Here is a 22,321-nt window from a genome sequence, read left to right as displayed (position 1 = left end):
ACGAATATCTCGTCCTTTTTTGTACCTAAATCCTAGTAACAGATCTTATTTTTGCCGGTACTTTTGGCTTGATATAACTTTTCATCCGCCGCTTTAAACAATTCATCAAAGTTTTCTACTCGGCTCTCTTTACTAAACACCACACCGCCAGAGATCGTAAAGCCTTCTTTCGTTACGCGTATCGAGCGCTCATCTATGGCTTTTTTTACTCTGTCTAAAATGAGTTTAATGCCTTCTGAATCTTCGTCATAAATAGCTAAAACGAACTCTTCGCCACCAAACCTTGAGGCAACATCGGTATGGCGAATATTTTCACGTATACATTTTGCAACAAGCTGAATTGCAGAATCACCGACATCATGACCATAGGTGTCGTTGATCTTCTTGAAGTTATCAATATCGAACACTGCCAAAGCAACCTGTTTTTTTGTCATCTTATTACGCCACACGGTTTGCATACCTCGACGATTCAATAAACTGGTCATTGGGTCTCTTGCTGCCAGTTCTTTAAAGTAACGTCGCTCGCTATGCATATTCACATAGAACAAGACGACGGTACTCAGCACGTAAATAAATAGTGCGACAATAAGGCTGTATTTTTCAAAAACCGCTAGGTTCTTAGCTTCATCCCAAAGGTTGTACTCGTAGTACATGCTGTGATTCGCACTCAATCGCTCTAATTCGACTGGTTTGATTCGTGTACTGTTTGAAGGAATGGATTGTAAATTGGAAACCAAATGAAACTGACCAACAAGACCTAGCGACGAAGCCATGAGCGTATTGATGTCAAAATCAATAGACAAAACACCTTGGTGTTCTCCTTTCTCATAGACGGGTACCGTCATACTAATGACTTGACCTTCCATCGAGTCCAACACTGGCCCTGGTCCAGCCAAGGTAATGTTCACTTTATCTTGCGCGGTTTTTTGCCAAAAAGGTCGGGCTTTTAGCGTTGACAAAAGCTCTCTAGTGAAATTTTTTGCGTAGGTATCGGGTGAGGAGATAACGTAACCGCGCTTGTCAATGTAATGGATTCCAACAATGTGCGATTCAATATCGTGCAGAAATGACAATGACGGCGCAAAACCCGCCTTTTGTTCAGCTAACTGGTTAATCGTTGAACCTTGCTGACATAAGCTTTCATCCCCTACGATCATATAATCAAGGTCAACCGCAGGTAACCCTTCACTATAAACACTTTCGAGTAATAACACATCTATAGGCCAAAGATAACAAAGCCCTTCTTTGACTAAAGAATTATGTTCTTCAAACAGTGGGTTAGCGTAATTGGTATAGTTGGTGAAGCTGTAATCTAAAGCCGTGAGTACTTTAATACCGCGAGACATTGCACGCTCGATACGCGAATACTCAGAATCGATATAGCGGTTAACCGCATCATAGTAATTTTTCGTTGTCACGAGTAAAACCACTACAAATAACGCCAGAGGAAAAAAGATGACAAATGAGAGGCTAAATCGCCTTTGGTTTACCATTGAGTACCATGCATATGAAAGGTCAATAGTCTCTTATGACTGCTATTAAATTGATACTCGTTATCTGGTGACGCATGCAATGCAGCACCAGATAACAAGAGACCAAACAAATGTGTGCGCGCTGTTTGAGACCGTTTATATATTAAAGGAGTTTAATCAATATAGAGTGTGGTGTCACTTTAGTCGCCATAATTTGCAGCTCTGTGCCGACATATTGACAGAGATATGACCTTTATAATCAACCTGTTCTGTGTCATCTAACAACGATATAACTTGGCTAACCTCCAAGCCCAGTTGCCACATAGGTAAATCGATTGAACATTCATTACCACTGAGATTAATCATAACAACGACTGCTTCACGACCCAGTACACGTGCGTACGCCAACTGGTTGTTAGTGCAATGCAGCCATTGAATACAGCCCGACTGTAAAGGCTTACATTGTTTACGTATCTTGACCCATTGTTGGTAAAGCGATAGCCATTGTGAACTTTCAATTTCATTCCAAGGAAAACAACGACGATTATCCGGGTCTAGCCCTCCTTCTAGACCGACTTCACTCCCATAGTAAATACAAGGCGTGCCAACGTAAGTCATAAGCATTGCTAGCGCGATGTTCATTTTACGCTTATCACCATCAACCAATGTGATAAACCGAGCAGTATCGTGACTATCGAGTTGATTTAGCTGCGATAGCTGATTCGAAAATGGGATTTTTGCTCTGGCTTCGTCCAACCATACTTTAAACTCCAAACCATCAATGTTGATTGGATCGTACATAATGTCTTGTCGTGCGATAAAAGCTCGGACTGGATGAGCAAAACCGTAGTAGTTCATCGCCCCATCCTCTTGATCACCTTGCAACCACTGCGTTGCTTCAAAAAAGTGCTCACCTAACACATAAGCATTCGGGTTTACTGACTTAGTTGCATGACGAAACGCTGCCACATAATGAGCATTGTTTTTCGCGCCGTCCCCTTCGCCAAGCATATGGATTACATCAAACCGCCAGCCATCAACCAAGTACGGTGGCTTCAGCCAATACTTGATGACAGAATCTTCACTTTGGTAGATGTAGTCGCGCACCTGTTCATTTTCGAAGTTCAGAACCGGTAAGTTACCAATGCCTTTCCAACCAATGTAGTGATTGGTTTCGCCTTCGAAAAAGTAGTAATCACGGAGCTTTGACTGCGGATTGCCATATGCTCCTTCTCCTTTTTGTTGGATATCAAACCAAGGATGATGCACTGACGTGTGGTTAAACACCGCGTCTAAGACAATCTTCATATTCTTACCACGGATTTTCTCACACAGTTCAGCAAACTGATCGTTGGTGCCGAACATAGGGTCAACAGTGAAGTAATCAGTGGTGTCGTATTTATGATTACTTGGTGAAGAAAAGATCGGATTAAAATAAAGCGCAGTAACGCCGAGCTGTTCAAGATAGTCCAACTTTTGCTCCACACCTTTGAGGTCGCCGCCAAAGAATTCACGTGCCCCGGTATTTTGGTGAGAGCCTACCGCATCTCCCCACGCCTTGACGATCGATGCAGAATCATACTGAGCATAAGCGTGGCGAATATCAGACTCACTTTTACTAGCAGAAAAACGGTCAGGAAAGATTTGATAGAAAACTTGCTCTTGGACCCAGCTTGGTGGTTGATGCTCTACATTCAACTTAAAGTGGAACTCTTTGGGTGGAATACGCTTTTGTACGCCTCGTGCATCGAGCCAGTATTGTTGTCCGTCTTTGAGGAGCTTAAACACATAATGTGTGACATCTCGATCTTGATTTGGTCGAAACGATGCCTCCCATAGTAATAATTCACCAGCCGTTCCTACTTGAGCCATGTCGACCAGATATTCTTCATTGTCCGGCTCAATACGCACATAGACGGAATCAAAATCCAATGTCTCGGTTTTCAGTCTGACTGTAACTTGCTCGTCATTAAAAGCTAAACCATCAATAGTTTGACTATGAAAAATAAATGGCAGGTTCATTATGGGCACTCCTCGTCATCGGATATGCCACTATGTTATTGAAGAATTAGAGACAAGAAATCCTCCCTGCGAGTTGACATATCAGCCAATTTTCTCAAGGAGGATCACACTTAGTAGGCGTAGTGACTTGTCGGATACCGCTTAGTTCAACAAGAGACTGTCATCTGCAAGCTCTTCACCACGCACTTTAGAGAACATATCCAACAAGTCTGGTACTTGCATGTTAGCGCGCTGCTCTCCAGCCACATCAAGCACAATTTCACCTTGGTGAAGCATTACGGTCCTATCGCCACATGCTAATGCGTCTTTCATCGAATGCGTCACCATCATCACGGTTAAATCGAACTCATCGACAATACGTTTAGTTAAGTCGATAACAAACGCCGCCATACGAGGATCAAGCGCAGCCGTGTGTTCATCAAGCAATAACAACTTACTCTCCGATAACGTCGCCATCACAAGGCTAACGGCTTGTCGTTGCCCACCAGACAGCAACCCAATGCTATCGCCCAAGCGGTCTTCTAAACCAAGACCGAGGATGCTAATTCGCTCTTGGAACAGCTTGCGACGTTTAGTAGAGAGCGCCAACCCCCAGCTGCGTTTTTTACCACGCATGTGCGCTAGAGCCATGTTCTCTTCTATCGTCAGTTCGCCACAAGTCCCGGCCAATGGATCTTGAAACACTCGGGCGCATTGCGTCGCACGTTGGGCAACCGTCTGCTTGGTGACGTCTTTGCCATCAATGATCACCTGACCACCTATCATCGGCGTCTCACCTGTCACCGCACCAAGCAACGTCGATTTTCCTGCGCCATTAGAACCAATCACGGTAAGAAATTGATGCTCTGGAACCTCTAAAGAGACGCCTTTCAATGCACGATTTTCCAAAATCGTCCCAGGGTTGAACGTGACCTGAATATTATTTAGTTCGATCATAATGCCTCCCCAGAACCATTTTTTGATGCCGCTTGTTTAGCATCAGTAACTCGTTGTTTCGCTCTCATGCTCTGTTTTAGCTTTGGAGCAATAAGCGCCACAGCCACCAATACTGCGGTAACCAGGTTGAGGTCTGAAGCTTGTAAACCAAACATGCCAGAGCTCAAAGCGAAAGCCACTGCAAGGCGATAAAGTACCGAACCGATGATGACAGCAAATACCGCAACCCAAATTTTTCGCCCCGGAATGAGGGTCTGGCCCAAAATCACAGCAGCCAAACCAACCACAATGGTGCCCACGCCAGAGGTCACATCTGCAAAGCTGTTCGTTTGTGCAAACAACGCGCCTGCGAATCCGACAAAACCGTTAGATAAAGCCAAGCCAAAGTAGGTATAAAAGCCAGTGCTCGCCCCTTGCGCAGAAACCATACGCGCATTCACACCCGTGGCTCGTAAACCAAGACCAAAGTCGCTGTTCAGCAGGCGAATGACAAAGAAAGCGGAAAGAAGAACTAAGACCCCAACAACCAGAGGGCGAATAAACATCGCATCGCCCAATGCTTCAAACGGAGTGAGAATCGTATCCTCTCCAAGCAACGCCATATTAGGTTTGCCCATAATACGAATATTAATTGAAAATGCAGCGATCATGGTAAGAATGGAAGCTAACAGGTGTAAAATACCACACCGAACAGCCAGAAAAGCGGTTACCCACCCCGTCATACTACCAGCTATCATCGCCATTATTGTCGCAAGCCAAGGATTAATACCTGCGACAATCGCCGTTGCAGCCACCGCAGCTCCCATTGGAAAGCTGCCATCCACACTCAAATCGGGGAAGTCGAGAACACGGAACGTAAGATACACACCCAGAGCGACTAGGCCATAAATCAAGCCAATTTCGAGTGCACCAAAAAAAGCAAATGCAGACATAACTGCTCCTTTCTGCATGCTCAGGCTGGCTAATACCAACCTGAACGTAAGACTTCTAACGTATACTCCCCTTCTTCTCTAGCAGAATGCTCTACACGAGAAGTCTGGCGAGTATCAATTTTGGGGCAAACCTCTACCAACCAGCGTGACGGTCTTTACCCCAAAAGAACGTTACTTATTGCATGCTTGTCGCACGTTCAACCACAGAACTTGGCAGCTTGATACCGAGCTTAGATGCTGCGCTTTCATTAATTACAAGGTCAGAGCCCGTCGCGACTTTTACATCCAGCTTGCCTGGTTCTTGACCATCAAGAATCGCCGCCACGTAATCCGCGGTTTGTACACCAACCTGATAGTAGTCAAAACCTAAGCCTGCAATTGCACCCTTTTCGACATACGACGTCGCGCCACCAAATACAGGTTTCTTCGCTTGATTCGCTGCAACAATCATCCCTTCAATCGCACTTGCAACTGTATTGTCTGTTGGGGCGTAAAGAATGTCTGATTTCGCTGCAATCGCTTGAGTCGCAGACTGAACATCAGCACTTTTTAGTGCGGTCGCTTCAACCACTTGTATGCCTTTTGCTTTTGCGCTTTCTTTTAGTAATTCAACTAAAGTCACGGCATTAGCTTCACCGGGATTAAATACAACCCCGATGCTTTTCACCTGAGGAAGAATTTCTTGGATGAGATCGACATGCTGAGCAACGGGTGAAAGATCAGACAGGCCAGTTACGTTTTTGCCTGGTTGTTCCATCGACTTAACCAATTTCGCACCAACCGGATCTGTTACCGCAGTAAAGACAACAGGAATAGAGCGAGTAGCCGACACCAAGGCTTGTGCCGAAGGTGTCGCGATGCCAACTAACACATCAGGATTTTCGCCGACGTACTGACGGGCAATTTGCACCGCAATCGCTGGATTACCCTGTGCGGTCTTATAATCAAATTCTAGATTTTTGCCTTCTTCGTAGCCTTTCGCTTTCAAACCATCAAGCAATCCTTGACGCGTCGCGTCTAACGCCGGGTGTTCGACAATCTGTGAAACTGCGACAGTTGCAGTGGCGGCCAGTACATTGGTAGAAGAGAAAATAGCAGTAGCTGATAGAACGGCAGTGGCTAATAAACGTTTCGTTTTCATCATAACTCCTTGATGTGACTTCGTCCTTGTTTCACGAGCTTTCAATATGTGTATCGACTCGTGAATTCAAATGTTTGAAGGCGGTATTGTTGTGTTCATATAACTGTGCACTTCTTGCGCATCTTGTTTTTATTATTACTACTAAGTCTTAGTAAAGAAAAGAAAGATTTAACACTAAAGCAACATTTGTGATCGGGGGGACTTCTTCATCCGGAAAGAATCTTTGGTAAACAAAGCTTCGCTCGCTTCATCAACGACCGTCAAAGTAGGTAATAGAGGCAGGATCAAAAATGGAGCGGCCAGTGCACACTCCATTTCAAACAATTTAAATTAGAACCAACGCTCTAATGACGATTTATCGAGCTGGCGAAACGCTCGGTTCAGTATTATCGCAAGCTCTTTGTAACGAGGGCGAGCTTTGACAGGCTCTAATGCAAAACCTGTTTCCACAATTTTTTGATGCAACTCCCGATACCAAGAGGCCAAAGAAGGCGGCAATTTCGTGTTGGATCGAGCACCAAGCCACCAAATGCCTTGAAGTGGCAAGCTAATCGCAAACAAGGCAACAACAATGGATTGAGGTAACGCGTGGTAATTGTTGAATGCCATTTGAGTGAGTACGCTGATCGCAGCAACGGCCGGCATGACTTTAATGCCAAAGCGAGTCGCCTTAATGATACGCTGTTCCGGAAATATGGCGCTTAGCTCTTTACGAACTGGCCAGATCTCCATGTAATTCTGGCCATCTTTCAGGCTATGGATCAATCCGACTTTATTACTCATACCGCTCTCTCACTAAAAAATAGTTGAACATTTCAACTGAAGGTACAAAAAATTGATGAAAGTTAATATTCTTTCAAATTTTTTTTGTTATCATTGCTTATTATCGCTATCCTTTGCAGACCCTCAATCTCATTGTTGCTGTTATTTACAATTTAAGCAACTCCGAGATATCTATCTGCACGGATCGCATCATAGTGATGGAAGGGTTCATCACTATTTCTTTATATGGAATTAGAACAATTTTTGACCAGGATTAGTACGCAGCCTTCTGGGTATCGGCTATTCTTGTGATTAATTTTTCATTCTTTAACTGATTTTTTATCAGACGAATAACAGGTAGTCATACATGTCTAAGCTAGTTTTAGTTTTAAACTGCGGTAGTTCTTCTCTTAAATTTGCCGTTGTTGATGCCGAGAACGGCGACGAGCACTTGTCAGGTCTTGCTGAGTGTCTTCACCTTCCTGAAGCTCGCATCAAGTGGAAACTTGATGGCAAGCACGAAGCTCAACTAGGCAATGGTGCAGCTCACGAAGAAGCACTAGCGTTTATGGTAGAAACTATTCTTGCTTCTAAGCCAGAGCTTAAAGCTAACCTAGGCGCAATCGGTCACCGTATCGTTCACGGCGGCGAGCAGTTCACTCAATCTGCACTAATTACTGATGAAGTTCTAAAAGGTATTCAAGACGCTGCAACATTTGCACCTCTTCATAACCCTGCTCACATCATCGGTATCGAAGCGGCTAAGAAAAACTTCCCAGAGCTGAAAAACGTTGCTGTATTTGACACTGCGTTCCACCAAACTATGCCTGAAGAGTCTTACCTATACGCTCTTCCATACAACCTATACAAAGAACACGGTATCCGTCGTTACGGCATGCACGGTACTTCTCACTTGTTCATCACTCGTGAAGTTGCAGGCCTACTAAACAAACCAGTTGAAGAAGTAAACATCATCAACTGTCACCTAGGTAACGGCGCATCTGTATGTGCGATCAAGAACGGTCAATCTGTAGACACTTCTATGGGTCTTACTCCACTTGAAGGTCTGGTAATGGGTACTCGCTGTGGCGACATCGACCCTGCTATCGTCTTCCACCTACACGACGCTCTAGGTTACTCTGTTGATCAAATCAACACGATGCTAACTAAAGAGTCTGGTCTTCAAGGTCTAACTGAAGTGACTTCTGACTGTCGTTTCGTTGAAGACAACTACGGTCAAAAAGAAGAAGCAACACGCGCAATGGACGTGTTCTGCCACCGTCTAGCTAAATACGTTGCTGGCTACACTGCTTCAATGGAAGGCCGTCTAGACGCAATCACTTTCACTGGCGGTATCGGCGAGAACTCTGGCCCTATCCGTGAAATGGTTCTAAACCGTCTTGGCATCTTCGGTATCGAAGTAGATAGCGAAGCTAACCTTAAAGCTCGCTTCGGCGGCGAAGGCGTTATCACGACTGAAAACAGCCGTATCCCTGCAATGGTTATCTCTACTAACGAAGAGCTAGTCATCGCTGAAGACACTGCTCGCCTGACAGGTCTTTAATTGAATTCCTGGCTAGCCACTCGGCTAGCCAGATTTTCATTCAAACGAATTTCTTAGGGGCTCAACTCCTATTCTTCGAGCTTCATGGAATAAGAGTTGAGCTTTTATCCCCCAAATAGCTAAAGGTACTCTACGAATGTCTCGTACTATTATGCTTATCCCTACTAGCGCAGGCGTTGGCCTAACAAGCGTTAGCATGGGTGTTCTTCGCGCTATGGAGCGTAAAGGCGTTAAAGTTTCTTTCTACAAGCCAATCTGTCAGCCACGTTCAGGTGGTGATCAGCCAGATCTGACTTCAACTATCGTTGGTCGTAACAGCGATATGAAGATCGGTGAACCAATGGCGATGTCTGTTGCTGAAAGCCTAATCGGTAACGACAACATGGACGAGCTGCTAGAAACCGTTGTTGAACGTTACAACCAAATCAACAAAGACGCAGACGTTACGCTAATCGAAGGTCTTGTACCTACTCGTAAGCACCCATTTGCAAACCAAGTAAACGCGGAAATCGCGGCAACACTTGGTGCAGAAATCGTGCTAGTTGCGACTCCAGGTACTGATAACCCTGCGCAACTGAAAGAGCGTATCGAAGTAGCATGTTCTAACTTCGGCGGCACTAAAAACAAAAACATCTCTGGTGTTATCATCAACAAGCTAAACGCTCCTGTTGACGAAGCTGGCCGTACTCGCCCTGACCTATCTGAAATCTTTGACGATGCAGACAGCGCAAAACAAAACGAATTGAAAGTGATGGAAATTTTCAACACTTCTCCAATTCGTGTACTAGGTTGTGTGCCATGGAGTATTGATCTGATTGCGACTCGCGCAATCGACATGGCTAAGCACCTGAAAGCAGATATCATCAACGAAGGTGACATCAACACTCGTCGCATCAAGAGCATCACTTTCTGTGCACGTTCTCTGCCAAACATGATTGAGCACTTCAAACCGGGTTCTCTACTTGTTACTTCTGCAGACCGTCCTGATGTTATCGTTGCTGCTTCTCTTGCTGCAATGAACGGTGTGGATATTGGTGCAGTACTGCTAACTGGCGGTTACGATATCCCTAGCGAAATCGAAGGCCTATGTAAACCAGCATTCGACACTGGTCTACCTATCTTCAAAGCACAAGGTAACACTTGGCAAACGTCTCTAAACCTGCAGAGCTTCAGCATCGAAGTACCTGCAGACGATAAAGAGCGTATCGAGTTCATCAACGAACACGTTGCTGGCCACATCGACGGTAACTGGATCGAGTCTATGACTGAAGGCACTCAGAAGTCTCGTCGTCTAAGCCCACCAGCGTTCCGTTACCAGCTAACTGAACTTGCTCGTAAAGCAGGTAAGCGTATCGTTCTTCCAGAAGGTGACGAACCACGCACAGTTAAAGCAGCAGCGATCTGTGCTGAACGCGGCATTGCAGACTGTGTACTTCTAGGTAACCCAGATGAAATCCGTCGCGTAGCGGCTCAACAAGGCGTTGAGCTAGGTACTGGTGTAACCATCATTGATGCAGATGCTGTTCGTGAAAACTACGTTGCTCGCCTAGTTGAGTTGCGCGGTGCGAAAGGCATGACTGAAGTTGTGGCTCGTGAGAAGCTACAAGATTCAGTATTCCTAGGCACAATGATGCTTGAGAACGACGAAGTTGACGGCCTAGTTTCTGGTGCTGTTCACACTACGGCGAACACTATCGTTCCTCCGTTCCAAATCATCAAGACGGCACCAAATGCGTCTATCGTATCTTCAGTATTCTTCATGCTTCTGCCTGATCAAGTACTGGTTTACGGTGACTGTGCAATCAACCCAGATCCAACTGCTGAACAGCTTGCTGAAATCGCTATCCAATCTGCTGACTCTGCAGCAGCATTCGGTATCGAACCACGCGTTGCAATGATCTCTTACTCTACTGGTGAATCTGGTAAGGGTGCAGACGTTGATAAAGTACGTGAAGCAACAAAACTGGCTCAAGAGAAACGTCCTGATCTTATCATTGACGGTCCTCTACAGTACGACGCTGCTATTATGGAAAACGTTGCTGCTTCTAAAGCACCAAACTCTCCAGTTGCAGGTAAAGCGACAGTATTTGTATTCCCAGACCTAAACACGGGTAACACGACTTACAAAGCGGTACAACGTTCAGCTGACCTAGTATCTATCGGTCCAATGCTGCAAGGTATGCGTAAACCTGTAAACGACTTGTCTCGTGGCGCGCTAGTAGACGACATCGTGTACACCATCGCTCTAACAGCTATCCAAGCAGACCAAGAAGCTAAATAATCGCTTCTGACATCTAGTTGGATATAGATACAAAGCCCTCGATTCGTCGAGGGCTTTTTCTATTGCTGGCCAGAACACTTATTTGTTTTTTATACCAATCACTGCACAACCTATAATTACTGGTGCACAAAGCTTTTCTCCCTATCGCCCCCATACCTAATCGACATTGCTCGTGCTTGTTCTTACACCGATTGACCCACTCCCCAAAATGCATTGGCTCCAAAGCAGCACGGTCCCTGTTCAATTTATCGGCATTATTTACGTTTTAGCTAAACTTTTTTGCTAGGAAATACGTAAAAGCTACTGCAATGCACAAACTCATTGACTGCTAAGGAATATATATGAAGGATTTCATCAATACATCACTGATAAAGTTTGGTTTAGCTGCGTTTCTGATTAGTTTTTCTTCATTCAGCTTTTCCGCCCCGAGTATTAAAGGCGTCGATCAAGATATGTCCGGAGGAACGGTGACCGCTGAAATGGCTCATGCTGATGACAATGGGTGGATGGTTGTCCACCGAACAGACGAATCAATGAAGCCTGGTCCTGTTATCGGCTACGCTCCGTTAAAAATGGGAAAGAATGAAAACGTAAATGCAATTTTGATGGAACCAGTAGAATCAGGCGATATGCTGATGTTAATGGTCCACGGAGAGAAAGGTGGCATGAAGACTGGTGTGTTTGAGTATACGCTCGGCGCTAAAGAGGACGGTCCTGTAAAAGTGGACGGAAAGCTAGTGATGGACATCGTACGCGCTAAGTAAGGTGACGATGAATGAAAAAGTAAACTCCTACTCCCGGTATTTAGATGACACAAAAGTACTTAACGGCATTGCTAACCGTTAAGTACTTTTTCATTTGCGATGGAAGCAGCAAACTAGCCAATCCTTTCTCTTCCATGAGGAGTATTTAGGTCTAAATCAGGCCCTTTTGGTACAACTTGCGTCGGATTAATCCCAGTGTGGCTGAAGTAGTAGTGGCGTTTAATGTGATAGAAATCCGTCGTGTCTTCGACGCCTTCAACTTGATACAACTCTTTTAAGTAGCCTTGTATATTTTCGTAGTCTGCGATGCGCTGCTTGTTACACTTGAAATGCCCCACATACACCGCATCAAAACGAATAAGAGTCGTAAACAAACGCCAATCCGCCTCAGTAATTGTGTTCCCTGCTAAGTAACGATGCGTCGCTAGGTGAGCATCGATTTTATCTAACGCATTAAACAAAGAATCAAACGCTTCTTCATACGCCTCTTGTGTAGTCGCGAAGCCACAACGATACACTCCGTTGTTGACATTCGGATAAACAAAATCGTTCCACTCATCAATAACGTGTTTTAGATGTTCTGGATAGTAGTCGTCGTGATTCCCTGTTAACGCATTGAATTCCGAATTGAACATGCGAATGATCTCTGACGACTCGTTTGACACAATAGTATTGGTCTTTTTATCCCAAAGTACAGGCACGGTTACGCGGCCCGTGTAATCGGGTTTGGCCTGCGTGTAAATTTGATACATGCGCGTGTGACCAAACAATGGCTCAGGAAGCCCCATTTGCCAACCTTGGCTGAGCATATCAGGGCAAACGACCGTGACATCAATATGTGGTTCTAAACCTTTCAGCTTGCGGAAAATGAGGGTTCGATGTGCCCACGGACAAGCAAGAGAGACATACAAATGGTATCGACCGGACTCTGGTGTAAACTCCGCATCAGGGTCGTTTTTAACCCAGTTACGGAATCCGGCATCTTCGCGCACAAATTTGCCACCATTTGATTTTGTGTCATACCAGACATCTTGCCAAACACCTTCAACCAACTTACCCATGATTGCTCTCCTCTCGTTCTGTTTGTGTCTATATTAGCGTTTCCTATCAAACAGAGAATCATCGAACTTAGGACATCATGTTCAAGAAATTCGAATGTATAAATCAGACACATAAAAAAAGCGCGACCCGATGAAGGTGTCGCGCTTAAGCCCGTCACAGGCTGAATTTATACACTAACGTGTAAACAAGATACCGCGTGAACGTCATTACCTAAAATGGTTGGCTTTGTCTTCGCACACTCTTCGGTTGCTTGTGGGCAACGAGTGCGGAATACACAACCCGACGGTGGGTTGATAGGTGAAGGAAGATCACCCTCTAGCATTTGGATTTTCTTATTGCGCTCAATATCCGGGTCCGGGATCGGAACCGCAGACATTAGCGCACGCGTATATGGGTGCTTAGGATCAGCAAACAGAGCCTCGGCCTCGCCAAGTTCCACGGCATTACCTAAATACATAACTAAAACGCGATCTGAAATGTGTTTAACGACAGACAAGTCATGCGCAATGAATACCAGAGAAAGCCCTAACTCTTTTTGAATCTCTTTAAGTAGGTTAACCACCTGAGCTTGAATAGATACATCAAGCGCCGATACTGGCTCGTCACAAATGATCATCTTAGGCTTAAGGATAAGCGCACGCGCTATCCCGATACGCTGACACTGACCACCCGAGAACTCGTGTGGGTAACGGTTAATCACGTTAGGTAATAGGCCAACTTTCGCCATCATCTCTTTAACGCGATCTTTCACTTCCTGCTTAGACAGTTCTGGATAGAATGTCTCAAGAGGTTCAGCAATGATATCACCAACAGTCATACGCGGATTCAGCGATGCCAATGGGTCTTGGAAAATCATCTGAATTTCTTTACGCGTCTCACGGCGCTGAACGCTTTTCATTTTAGTAAGGTCTTGACCCAACCAAACTACTTGGCCGTCAGTAGCTTCAACCAGACCAATGATGGCACGAGCAAACGTCGATTTGCCACAACCTGATTCACCTACTACACCAAGCGTTTCCCCTTCGTATAGTCGAACGTTCACGCCATCTACCGCTTTCAGGCTCGAAGGCTTTGACCACGGCCATGCCGACTTTGAGGCAATGCTGAAGTGAACTTTCAGCTCAGAAATGTCCAGAATTAGTTTTTTGTCTACTGCGTTCATTTGTTCCAAGCCTCCCATTCAGAAAAACATGCACGCTGACGACCATCACCAAATGGTGTCAGAATTGGCGCCTCGCGCTTACAACGATCCATCACACGGTGACAGCGCTCTTGATAAGGGCAGCCCGGCGGTAGACGAAGCAAGTTTGGTGGATTACCAGGAATGGTCGGCAGAATTTCACCCTCAGTATCGAGGCGAGGAATCGCCTTCAGCAGCCCCTCCGCATAAGGATGGCTTGGATTGTAGAAAATTTCGTTTACGTTGCCGTACTCCATGGTACGGCCTGCATACATCACCAGCACCTTGTCACACGAACCTGCAACCACACCAAGGTCGTGAGTGATCATGATGATCGCTGTGTTGAACTCAGATTTCAGCTCATTCAACAAGTCCATGATCTGTGCTTGTACCGTCACATCAAGTGCTGTTGTTGGCTCATCGGCTATAAGCAGTTTAGGACGACATAACAACGCCATCGCGATCATTACACGCTGACGCATACCGCCTGAAAACTCATGCGGGTACATCGTGATACGCTTACGCGCTTCAGGGATTTTTACCGCTTCCAGCATGCGTACTGATTCTTCAAATGCTTCCGCTTTGCCCATGCCTTTGTGCAGCATAAGCACTTCCATCAACTGATCACTGACTTTCATGTAAGGGTTCAGTGATGTCATTGGGTCTTGGAAGATCATTGCGATCTGTTCCGCACGCACTTTGTTCAGTTCTTTTTCTGGTAAGTTTAGGATTTCTTTGCCTTCAAACTTTGCGCTACCAGAAATAATACCATTCTTAGCCAAAAGGCCCATGATTGCGAATACGGTTTGAGATTTACCTGATCCCGACTCTCCAACGATACCTAAGGTTTCGCCTTGGTTGAGAGAGAAGTTCAAATCGTTTACTGCGGTTACGATACCATCTTGCGTGGTGAATTCGACGCGCAGATCTTTGACATCTAATAAGCTCATCATTGCTTCCTTAATCTTATCTTTTAATTATCTGTCTTTTGGATCCAGCGCATCGCGCAGGCCGTCACCAACGTAGTTGAAGCAGAATAGCGTCACAACCATGAACACTGCTGGGAATGCCAGCTGCCAGATTGCTACTTCCATTGTCTGTGCACCTTCTTGTAGAAGAGCGCCCCAACTTGTCATTGGTTCCTGAACACCAAGACCAAGGAATGATAGGAATGATTCCGTTAGAATCATACTTGGGATAAGCAGCGTAGAGTATACCGCTACAATACCCAGTACGTTCGGTACGATATGACGAGTAATGATTTTCCAGTTGCTTACACCACACACATGTGCCGCTTCGATAAACTCCTTGCTACGTAGACTAAGAGTCTGACCACGTACGATACGCGCCATATCTAGCCATGCGATAGCACCAATCGCAACGAAGATCAGCATGATGTTACGACCGAAGAATGTTACCAGTACAATCACCAGGAACATAAACGGTACCGCGTATAAAATTTCTAGAATACGCATCATTACGCGGTCAACTTTACCGCCGATGAAACCAGATGCTGCGCCGTAGAGCGTACCAATCAGTACCGCTACAAATGCACCCATAACACCTACCATCAACGAAATACGACCTCCAATTAGCGTACGCACGTATAAATCACGGCCTAAGCTGTCAGTACCAAACCAATGGTCAGCATTCGGTGCAACGTGCATCGCGTACCAGTCAGTATCATCAAATGTGTACGGTGCGATCATTGGCAGGATAATAACCGCCAAGGTCATTAGAACAAGAAGGAATAAGCTCACCATCGCCGCTTTGTTGCGCATGAAACGGATACGAGCATCTTGCCAAAGACTGCGACCTTCAATCTCCAAGTTTTCGGAGAATTTCTCAATCGCTTCTAGGTTTTCTTTTTTCGTTAACATAACCAAACGTCCCTGTTAGTAGCGAATTTTCGGGTCAATCATTGCAAGTAAAATATCTACAATCGCGTTGAATAGAATAAATAGGAAACCAATCAGAATGGTTACCCCCATTACTAGCGAGTAGTCACGGTTAAACGCAGCGTTAACGAATAGTTTACCAATACCAGGCAGACCAAAAATGGTTTCGATAACAACGGAACCGGTGATGATACCTACGAAAGCTGGACCCATGTAAGAAACAACAGGGAGAAGTGCCGGCTTCAGAGCATGTTTGATAATGATGTAACGGTAACTTAGACCTTTAGCACGTGCCGTACGAATAAAGTTACTGTTTAGGGTTTCGATCATCGAACCACGCGTGATACGAGCAAAGGTAGCAACATACAGTAGCGACATACCAATAACAGGAAGCACTAAATACTGCCAGCTACCATCTTGCCAACCGCCCGCAGGGAAGATATTCCAATGAAGCGAGAATATGTAGATAAGCGCAGGCGCTAATACAAAGGATGGCATAACGACACCAAGCATCGCAGTCGACATAATGGTGTAATCAATCCAAGTATTTTGCTTGAGCGCAGCAATGGTACCGACGGTAACCCCCATTATCAAAGTAAAGATAAAGGCGATGAAGCCCACTTTAGCCGAAACAGGTAAGGCAACCGCGATCAGCTCGTTTACTGAGTAATCAAGGTATTTAAATGACGGTCCGAAATCACCTTGGATAACATTGGTCAAATACGTGGTGTATTGTTCAAATACAGGTTTATCCAAGCCATATTTAGCTTCGATATTTGCCATTACTTCGGGTGGCAATGGACGCTCTGTAGAGAAAGGGTTTCCCGGTGCAAAGCGCATAAGAAAGAAAGATACGGTGATCAAAACCAACATTGTTGGGATCGCCTCAAATATCCTTTTTGCGATGAATTTAAGCATAAACTCACTCTTTCAGTCTGTGACAGTTAAATTAAAGAAGTCGTCCAATTCTTTTGGACTAAAGATAGGCGCTACATGCAATTTCTCACATGTAGAGCCTCATTTTTATAGTTCTATCGAGTTACGAATTACTCTGTGATGTAGAGATCTTTAGAGTAAATCTTGTCTTCCGCGTTATTTACTGGGAAGCCACCAACTTTCGGTGATAGTAGACGTGATTTCACGTACTGGTAGATAGGTGCGATTGGCATATCTTTTGCCATCAACTTCTCTGCTTCTAGGTAAAGTGCTTGGCGCTCTTCGTCAGAAGTTGAAGCAAATGCTTTGTTCATGATCGCATCGTACTCTTTGCTGTCGTAGTGAATACCACCAGTAGTGTTATTACTCATCATCAGCGTTAGGAAAGATGAAGCTTCGTTGTAGTCGCCACACCAACCTGCACGAGCAACCTCAAAGTTGCCAGAATCTTTGGTAGATAGGTAAGTTTTCCACTCTTGGTTTTCTAGCGTAACATCTAGACCAAGTGTCTTCTTCCACATTGAACCCAGTGCAACCGCAAGTTTCTTGTGGTTCTCTGATGTATTGTATAGAAGGTTAAATTCAAGAGGGTTGTCTGCGCCGTAACCCGCTTCTTCCAATAGACGCGCAGCTTCTGCGTTACGCTCTTCTTGCGTCATTTTGCCGTATGCAGGAATTTCTGGGTTGAAACCTGCCGTAATTTCAGGTGTTAGGAAGTAAGCTGGCTTTTGACCTTGACCTAAAATCGCATCGGTCACAATGTTACGGTCAATCGCATAAGAAATCGCTTTACGCACACGAACATCATCAAACGGCTTTTTCTTCGTATTGAAGATGTAGTAGTAAGTACATAAGTTACCGGTTACAGACACTTCTTGTGGGTGCTCTTTCTTCAGACGCTTGAAGTGCTCTGTAGGCAGCTCATTCGTGAAGTCGATTTCACCCGCTAGGAAGCGGTTCATTTCCGCTACTTGGTTCTCGATTGGTAGGAAAGTAACTTGGTCAAGCGTCGTGTTTTCGTTGTCCCAGTACTGTTCGTTACGTTTTAGAACCAAACGCTCGTTTACAACCCAGTTGTCAACAACATAAGCACCGTTACCTACAAAGTTCTCTGGCTTCGTCCATTGATCGCCGAACTTTTCAACAGTTGCTTGATGAACAGGTTTCACTGTCGTGTGGCCCATCATCATTACAAAATATGGTACTGCAGTATCTAACTCAACCACTAACGTGTGATCGTCAACCGCTTTAACACCTAACTCGCTCTTATCTTTTTTACCCGCAACAATGTCTTTTGCGTTCTTCATCTTGGTGTATTCCATGTACCAAGCATATGGAGAGGCGGTTGCTGGATCGACTGCGCGTTGGAAGCTGTAAACGAAATCACCTGCAGTGACAGGATCACCGTTTGACCATTTTGCGTCTTCACGTAAGTGGAAAGTGTATGTTTTGTTGTCTTCAGTTTCCCAAGATTCTGCAACACCAGGGATAGTGTTACCGTCCGCATCTTGGTTTACAAGGCCTTCAAGAAGATCGCGAATCACGTGGGATTCTGGAACACCTTGAGATTTATGAGGGTCTATTGTCGCAACTTCTGTACCGTTACCACGCACCAATTCTTGAACAGCAGCAAGTTTTGGCTCTTTAGAATCAGATTTAGCTTCAGGGGCTGGAGCCGGAGCAGGCTCAGCAGCTTGTTTCTCCGCAGGCTTTTCACCACAACCAGCTAGAGCGAGAGAAAGACCAGCACCAATAAATAAAGCGCGCGTGATTTTATTCTTATACATGCGTAAAACTCCAAATTTTTTCGTTAGCATCCATGACTTCTTTGTAAGGGCCTGGAACGGTCAGAGTTTTAGATTTTTTTAGTGCACTTTCTGAGCACAAAAGTCTAAAACCTTACAAAGACTGCGGCACACATTAGCAATCATTGAAGTAATTTGCCATAAAAATGTAGCAAAAAAACCAATAATGCTGACCAAACCACACATATCTAGCAGTAAACTCTAACTCCAAAGCATTCACCAGCCAAATAAAGACCAGAAGCGACATTTAACAGGCGAAACTTTCGATTAATCTGAGTTTAAACCATTTACTAGCATCTTATGCTAGATATTTACACATCATTTAACATTTATGACAAATCAAGTCTAACAAATAATTGTTTATATATTGGGCAAAAAACTTTTATTGTGAAGAATATCACCAGACAAAAGATAGGAAATATTGAAACAAAGTGAGCAATACAATGAAGATAAATACAAAAAAAGCTAAGTGCCATTAGCACTTAGCTTTTTTCACTAGAATGCGGGTTAGTTCTATTTTTCCCAACGCTGTGCAGCTTGATGATCGGTGTCGCGCGACTCAATCCAACGATCTTCATTCGTCGTACGCTCTTTTTTCCAAAATGGTGCTTGGGTCTTCAGATAATCCATGATGAACTCGCACGCATCAAATGCCGCGCCGCGGTGCGCACTAGAAACGCCCACAAATACAATTTGATCACCGCTATCCATGTCTCCGACGCGATGAATCACGCATACACCTAATAGTGGCCAGCGAGACTCAGCTTGATCGCAAATGTCGCTCAAGCTCTTCTCTGTCATCCCCGGATAGTGCTCTAGATGTAAACCAATCACATTATCCCCAAGGTTCATATCTCGAACTTTACCAACGAATGTAACGACAGCGCCGGCAGCCGTCCCTTCAGATAGACGTTGATATTCTTGCTCAACCGAAAAGTCTTCAATTTGTACAGAAACACGAGAATCCATCTTAACCCCCAGTTACCGGCGGGAAAAACGCAACTTCATCACCTGCTTTTACTTGTGTATCCAGAGGGACGATAGATTGGTTCACTGCAGCAAGTAGCTTTCCTGACTCGAGTGCTAAATCCCACTTGCCATCTTTCTCAGTGCCTTCTTCCACTAGATGTGCACGAATTGATTCAACCGTTTCAAACGGCCCGTCTAACTCAACACTGTCGATGCCAATCAGCTCGCGAGTTTGAGCAAAGAAAAGTACTTTAATCATGATTCCACCTTAAAGTGACCAGATTTACCACCCGTTTTCTCTAATAGACGAACTTGACCAATGACCATGTCTTTTTGTACTGCTTTACACATATCGTAAATCGTTAGAGCAGCAACGGAAGCTGCCGTGAGCGCTTCCATTTCCACACCAGTTTTACCCGCAAGTTTACATACTGATTCGATGCGAACTTTGTTCTCTGCTTCGATAGCTTCCAGTTGAACTTCAACTTTAGAGAGTAGTAGCGGATGACAAAGTGGAATCAAATCCCAGGTTTTCTTAGCAGCTTGAATACCAGCAATACGAGCCGTCGCAAATACATCACCTTTATGGTGCTGGCCAGAGACAATCAGTTGAAGTGTTTCTGGGGCCATGTGAACAAATGCTTCAGCACGAGCTTCACGAACCGTCTCCGTTTTTGCTGACACGTCAACCATGTTTGCTTCGCCAGAAGCATTGATATGTGTAAATTGGGTCATTGTTTTTCCTTCGCTTTTAGGAAAGGTTATACAGATAGGTGTGGCATGAAGTTACAAGGGCGATGACTTGCATCCAACTGCTGTTTAATAATTTTTGTCCAGCCTGTGCGGCACGCACCAGTTGAACCTGGCATTGCGAAGATCACGGTGTGGTTAGCAAAACCAGCAATCGCACGAGACTGAATCGTAGACGTACCGATCTCTTCGTACGACACCATACGGAACAACTCACCAAAACCTTCAACTTCTTTATCAAATAGAGGCTTAAGTGCTTCTGGCGTGCTATCACGTGAGGTGAAACCTGTACCGCCAGTAATCATGATCGCTTGTACGCTTTCATCAGCAATCCATTGAGAAACAATCGCGCGGATCTTGTACATGTCATCAATAACAATTTGCTTGTCTACTACGTTGTGACCCGCTTCTTGAGCATGCTCAGCTAGGTAACGACCAGAGGTATCGTTTTCTTCAGTACGAGTGTCAGATACCGTTAGAACGGCAATATTTGCAGGTTGGAATTTGCTTTCAGCGTGACCCATTTGTTCACCTATTCTCTTAATTAGCTTTGATACGCTTGGTATCGATTCGGAAAAAGTTAGAGCCAGCTTATCACTAAGCTCGCTCTAAAAGTTGAATGAAGTTAGCCGCCGATAGACGCGAGGTGTGGCGTCATACCAGTATTGCCATCATGCAAGAAATGGCTTACCGACTTGGTTTGTAACTGCGCCTGGATACGTTCAATAAGCTCACTCTCTTGCTCATCACGTTCCAAAAGATCACGCAATTCTACACCGTAGTCTCCAAACAGACATAGGTGCAGCTTACCCATCGCAGAAACGCGCAGTCGGTTGCAGCTTTCACAAAAGTCTTTTTCATAAGGCATGATAAGACCTATTTCACCCTTGTAATCAGGATGAACAAATACTTGCGCAGGACCATCATTATGCGAGCGTACTTTCAGCAACCAACCATTTGCAATTAGCTGGTTACGAATTGCCACTCCGGATACATGGTGCTTATTAAATAGCTCATCCATCTCACCCGTTTGCATCAACTCAATGAAACGCAGTTGGATTGGACGATCTTTTATCCAGTTAAGAAACGCTGGCAGCTCGTGATGGTTCAGATCTTTCATCAACACCACATTAACTTTTACTTGCTCATAACCGACCTCGAACGCACGTTCGATACCATTCATGACTTCAGTAAACTTATTTTCACCTGTGATTTGATGAAACATACGCGGGTCAAGGCTATCCACACTGACATTAATGTGGGTTAAACCCGCTTCACGCCAATCTGCGACTTGTTTTGCCATGCGATAGCCATTGGTTGTCGTTGCAACTTTTTGAATGCCAGGCGTCGCCGCTACTGAATGGATAATGTCGGTAAAATCTTTGCGTAAGCTAGGCTCACCACCAGTGATGCGCACTTTTGACGTGCCACAATCAGCGAATGCTTTTACGACCCGTTTGATTTCAGGGAGAGATAAAAAAGACGAGTTTTTATTGCCCGAAGGCTTATAGCCATCAGGAAGGCAATAGGTACATTTGAAATTACATACGTCGGTCACAGACAGACGCAAGTAATAAAACTTACGATGAAATTTGTCTTCGAATTGTTGCGCCACGGAACACCTTTCCAAACACGGGAGGCATGGCCATTTCCAATCATGCCCTTGTGACAGTATGCCACTGGCTCAAAACGCTTATCCAAGGACTTAGCAATAGTGAGCTCGGAGTTATGGCAACCAGAGATATGAAATCTCTGATAGCTTTGCGGTGTAAAATACTTAATATTTGTAATGGAATCCAGACTTGAGTGATAAAAAACTCTCTAGAGACACAATTTACCGCTAAGTG

Annotated in this window: 20 protein-coding genes and 1 riboswitch; of the genes, 3 read left to right on the top strand and 17 right to left on the bottom strand. The window is 44.8% G+C overall.

Annotation, left to right across the window (positions count from 1 at the left end):
- Nucleotides 1-32 precede the first annotated feature (32 nt).
- The 6 genes from R7035_RS11780 to yfbV form a co-directional block, all read right to left on the bottom strand.
- Nucleotides 33-1,493: a sensor domain-containing diguanylate cyclase gene (locus tag R7035_RS11780; protein ID WP_005387278.1), complete on the bottom strand. Its 1,461-nt coding sequence runs from the start codon at nucleotides 1,491-1,493 to the stop codon at nucleotides 33-35.
- Nucleotides 1,494-1,667: 174 nt separating this feature from the next.
- Nucleotides 1,668-3,494, bottom strand: coding sequence for a maltodextrin glucosidase (gene malZ / locus R7035_RS11775; protein WP_256901246.1), 1,827 nt, complete (start codon nucleotides 3,492-3,494; stop codon nucleotides 1,668-1,670).
- Between the two features lie 141 nt (nucleotides 3,495-3,635).
- Nucleotides 3,636-4,430 carry an ABC transporter ATP-binding protein gene (locus R7035_RS11770; RefSeq protein ID WP_005387275.1) on the bottom strand — a complete coding sequence of 265 codons (795 nt, stop codon included), beginning with the start codon at nucleotides 4,428-4,430 and terminating at the stop codon, nucleotides 3,636-3,638.
- Nucleotides 4,427-5,362, bottom strand: a complete 936-nt coding sequence (locus tag R7035_RS11765) for an ABC transporter permease (RefSeq protein ID WP_012841584.1) — start codon at nucleotides 5,360-5,362, stop codon at nucleotides 4,427-4,429. Before R7035_RS11765 ends, R7035_RS11770 begins: the two co-directional genes overlap by 4 nt.
- A 175-nt stretch (nucleotides 5,363-5,537) precedes the next feature.
- Nucleotides 5,538-6,503: an ABC transporter substrate-binding protein gene (locus tag R7035_RS11760; RefSeq protein WP_017633858.1), complete on the bottom strand. Its 966-nt coding sequence runs from the start codon at nucleotides 6,501-6,503 to the stop codon at nucleotides 5,538-5,540.
- Nucleotides 6,504-6,833: 330 nt separating this feature from the next.
- Nucleotides 6,834-7,286 carry a terminus macrodomain insulation protein YfbV gene (gene yfbV / locus R7035_RS11755; protein ID WP_005380809.1) on the bottom strand — a complete coding sequence of 151 codons (453 nt, stop codon included), beginning with the start codon at nucleotides 7,284-7,286 and terminating at the stop codon, nucleotides 6,834-6,836.
- 346 nt (nucleotides 7,287-7,632) lie between these two features.
- Between yfbV and R7035_RS11750 the strand changes: the two genes are divergently transcribed.
- The 3 genes from R7035_RS11750 (at nucleotide 7,633) to R7035_RS11740 (ending at nucleotide 11,874) form a co-directional block, all read left to right on the top strand.
- Complete coding sequence (locus R7035_RS11750; RefSeq protein ID WP_005380807.1) at nucleotides 7,633-8,829, top strand: acetate kinase; 1,197 nt, start codon at nucleotides 7,633-7,635, stop codon at nucleotides 8,827-8,829.
- A 136-nt stretch (nucleotides 8,830-8,965) separates the two neighbouring features.
- A complete protein-coding gene (gene pta, locus R7035_RS11745; protein ID WP_005380805.1) occupies nucleotides 8,966-11,110 on the top strand; it encodes a phosphate acetyltransferase in 2,145 nt (714 codons plus the stop codon).
- Between the two features lie 341 nt (nucleotides 11,111-11,451).
- Nucleotides 11,452-11,874 (top strand): hypothetical protein, encoded by a 423-nt coding sequence (locus tag R7035_RS11740; RefSeq protein WP_005380804.1) that lies wholly within the window; start codon nucleotides 11,452-11,454, stop codon nucleotides 11,872-11,874.
- A 113-nt stretch (nucleotides 11,875-11,987) separates the two neighbouring features.
- Here R7035_RS11740 and R7035_RS11735 read toward each other — a convergent pair whose 3' ends face one another.
- The 11 genes from R7035_RS11735 to moaA all read right to left on the bottom strand — a co-directional run bounded on the left by R7035_RS11735 (nucleotide 11,988) and on the right by moaA (nucleotide 22,089).
- Nucleotides 11,988-12,935 (bottom strand): glutathione S-transferase family protein, encoded by a 948-nt coding sequence (locus R7035_RS11735; protein ID WP_042523110.1) that lies wholly within the window; start codon nucleotides 12,933-12,935, stop codon nucleotides 11,988-11,990.
- A 167-nt stretch (nucleotides 12,936-13,102) separates the two neighbouring features.
- Complete coding sequence (oppF, locus tag R7035_RS11730) at nucleotides 13,103-14,116, bottom strand: murein tripeptide/oligopeptide ABC transporter ATP binding protein OppF (protein ID WP_005387265.1); 1,014 nt, start codon at nucleotides 14,114-14,116, stop codon at nucleotides 13,103-13,105.
- Nucleotides 14,095-15,066: an ABC transporter ATP-binding protein gene (locus R7035_RS11725; protein ID WP_005380792.1), complete on the bottom strand. Its 972-nt coding sequence runs from the start codon at nucleotides 15,064-15,066 to the stop codon at nucleotides 14,095-14,097. The genes oppF and R7035_RS11725 overlap by 22 nt, the downstream gene beginning before the upstream one ends.
- Nucleotides 15,067-15,093: 27 nt before the next feature.
- Complete coding sequence (gene oppC, locus R7035_RS11720) at nucleotides 15,094-15,996, bottom strand: oligopeptide ABC transporter permease OppC (RefSeq protein WP_017633861.1); 903 nt, start codon at nucleotides 15,994-15,996, stop codon at nucleotides 15,094-15,096.
- A 15-nt stretch (nucleotides 15,997-16,011) separates the two neighbouring features.
- A complete protein-coding gene (gene oppB / locus R7035_RS11715; RefSeq protein WP_005380786.1) occupies nucleotides 16,012-16,932 on the bottom strand; it encodes an oligopeptide ABC transporter permease OppB in 921 nt (306 codons plus the stop codon).
- Nucleotides 16,933-17,060: 128 nt separating this feature from the next.
- Nucleotides 17,061-18,737, bottom strand: a complete 1,677-nt coding sequence (locus tag R7035_RS11710) for an ABC transporter substrate-binding protein (protein WP_017633862.1) — start codon at nucleotides 18,735-18,737, stop codon at nucleotides 17,061-17,063.
- A gap of 531 nt (nucleotides 18,738-19,268) precedes the next feature.
- Entirely contained in the window at nucleotides 19,269-19,724 is a 456-nt protein-coding gene (gene moaE, locus R7035_RS11705; protein ID WP_318146142.1) for a molybdopterin synthase catalytic subunit MoaE, read from the bottom strand.
- Between the two features lies 1 nt (nucleotide 19,725).
- Nucleotides 19,726-19,983, bottom strand: a complete 258-nt coding sequence (gene moaD, locus R7035_RS11700) for a molybdopterin synthase sulfur carrier subunit (RefSeq protein ID WP_005380780.1) — start codon at nucleotides 19,981-19,983, stop codon at nucleotides 19,726-19,728.
- Nucleotides 19,980-20,459 carry a cyclic pyranopterin monophosphate synthase MoaC gene (gene moaC / locus R7035_RS11695; RefSeq protein ID WP_005380779.1) on the bottom strand — a complete coding sequence of 160 codons (480 nt, stop codon included), beginning with the start codon at nucleotides 20,457-20,459 and terminating at the stop codon, nucleotides 19,980-19,982. The genes moaD and moaC overlap by 4 nt, the downstream gene beginning before the upstream one ends.
- Before the next feature lie 26 nt (nucleotides 20,460-20,485).
- Entirely contained in the window at nucleotides 20,486-20,998 is a 513-nt protein-coding gene (moaB, locus tag R7035_RS11690) for a molybdenum cofactor biosynthesis protein B (protein WP_005388935.1), read from the bottom strand.
- A gap of 101 nt (nucleotides 20,999-21,099) precedes the next feature.
- Entirely contained in the window at nucleotides 21,100-22,089 is a 990-nt protein-coding gene (gene moaA / locus R7035_RS11685) for a GTP 3',8-cyclase MoaA (RefSeq protein WP_005380776.1), read from the bottom strand.
- A riboswitch (molybdenum cofactor riboswitch) is annotated at nucleotides 22,078-22,212 on the bottom strand. Its footprint overlaps the gene before it by 12 nt.
- Nucleotides 22,213-22,321: the final 109 nt, after the last annotated feature.

Source organism: Vibrio sp. 1731, from assembly GCF_033339955.1.
GTDB lineage: Bacteria > Pseudomonadota > Gammaproteobacteria > Enterobacterales > Vibrionaceae > Vibrio > Vibrio alginolyticus.
The sequence above is the reverse complement of the archived record's forward strand: the minus strand, read 5'-3'. Positions and strand labels throughout refer to the sequence as shown.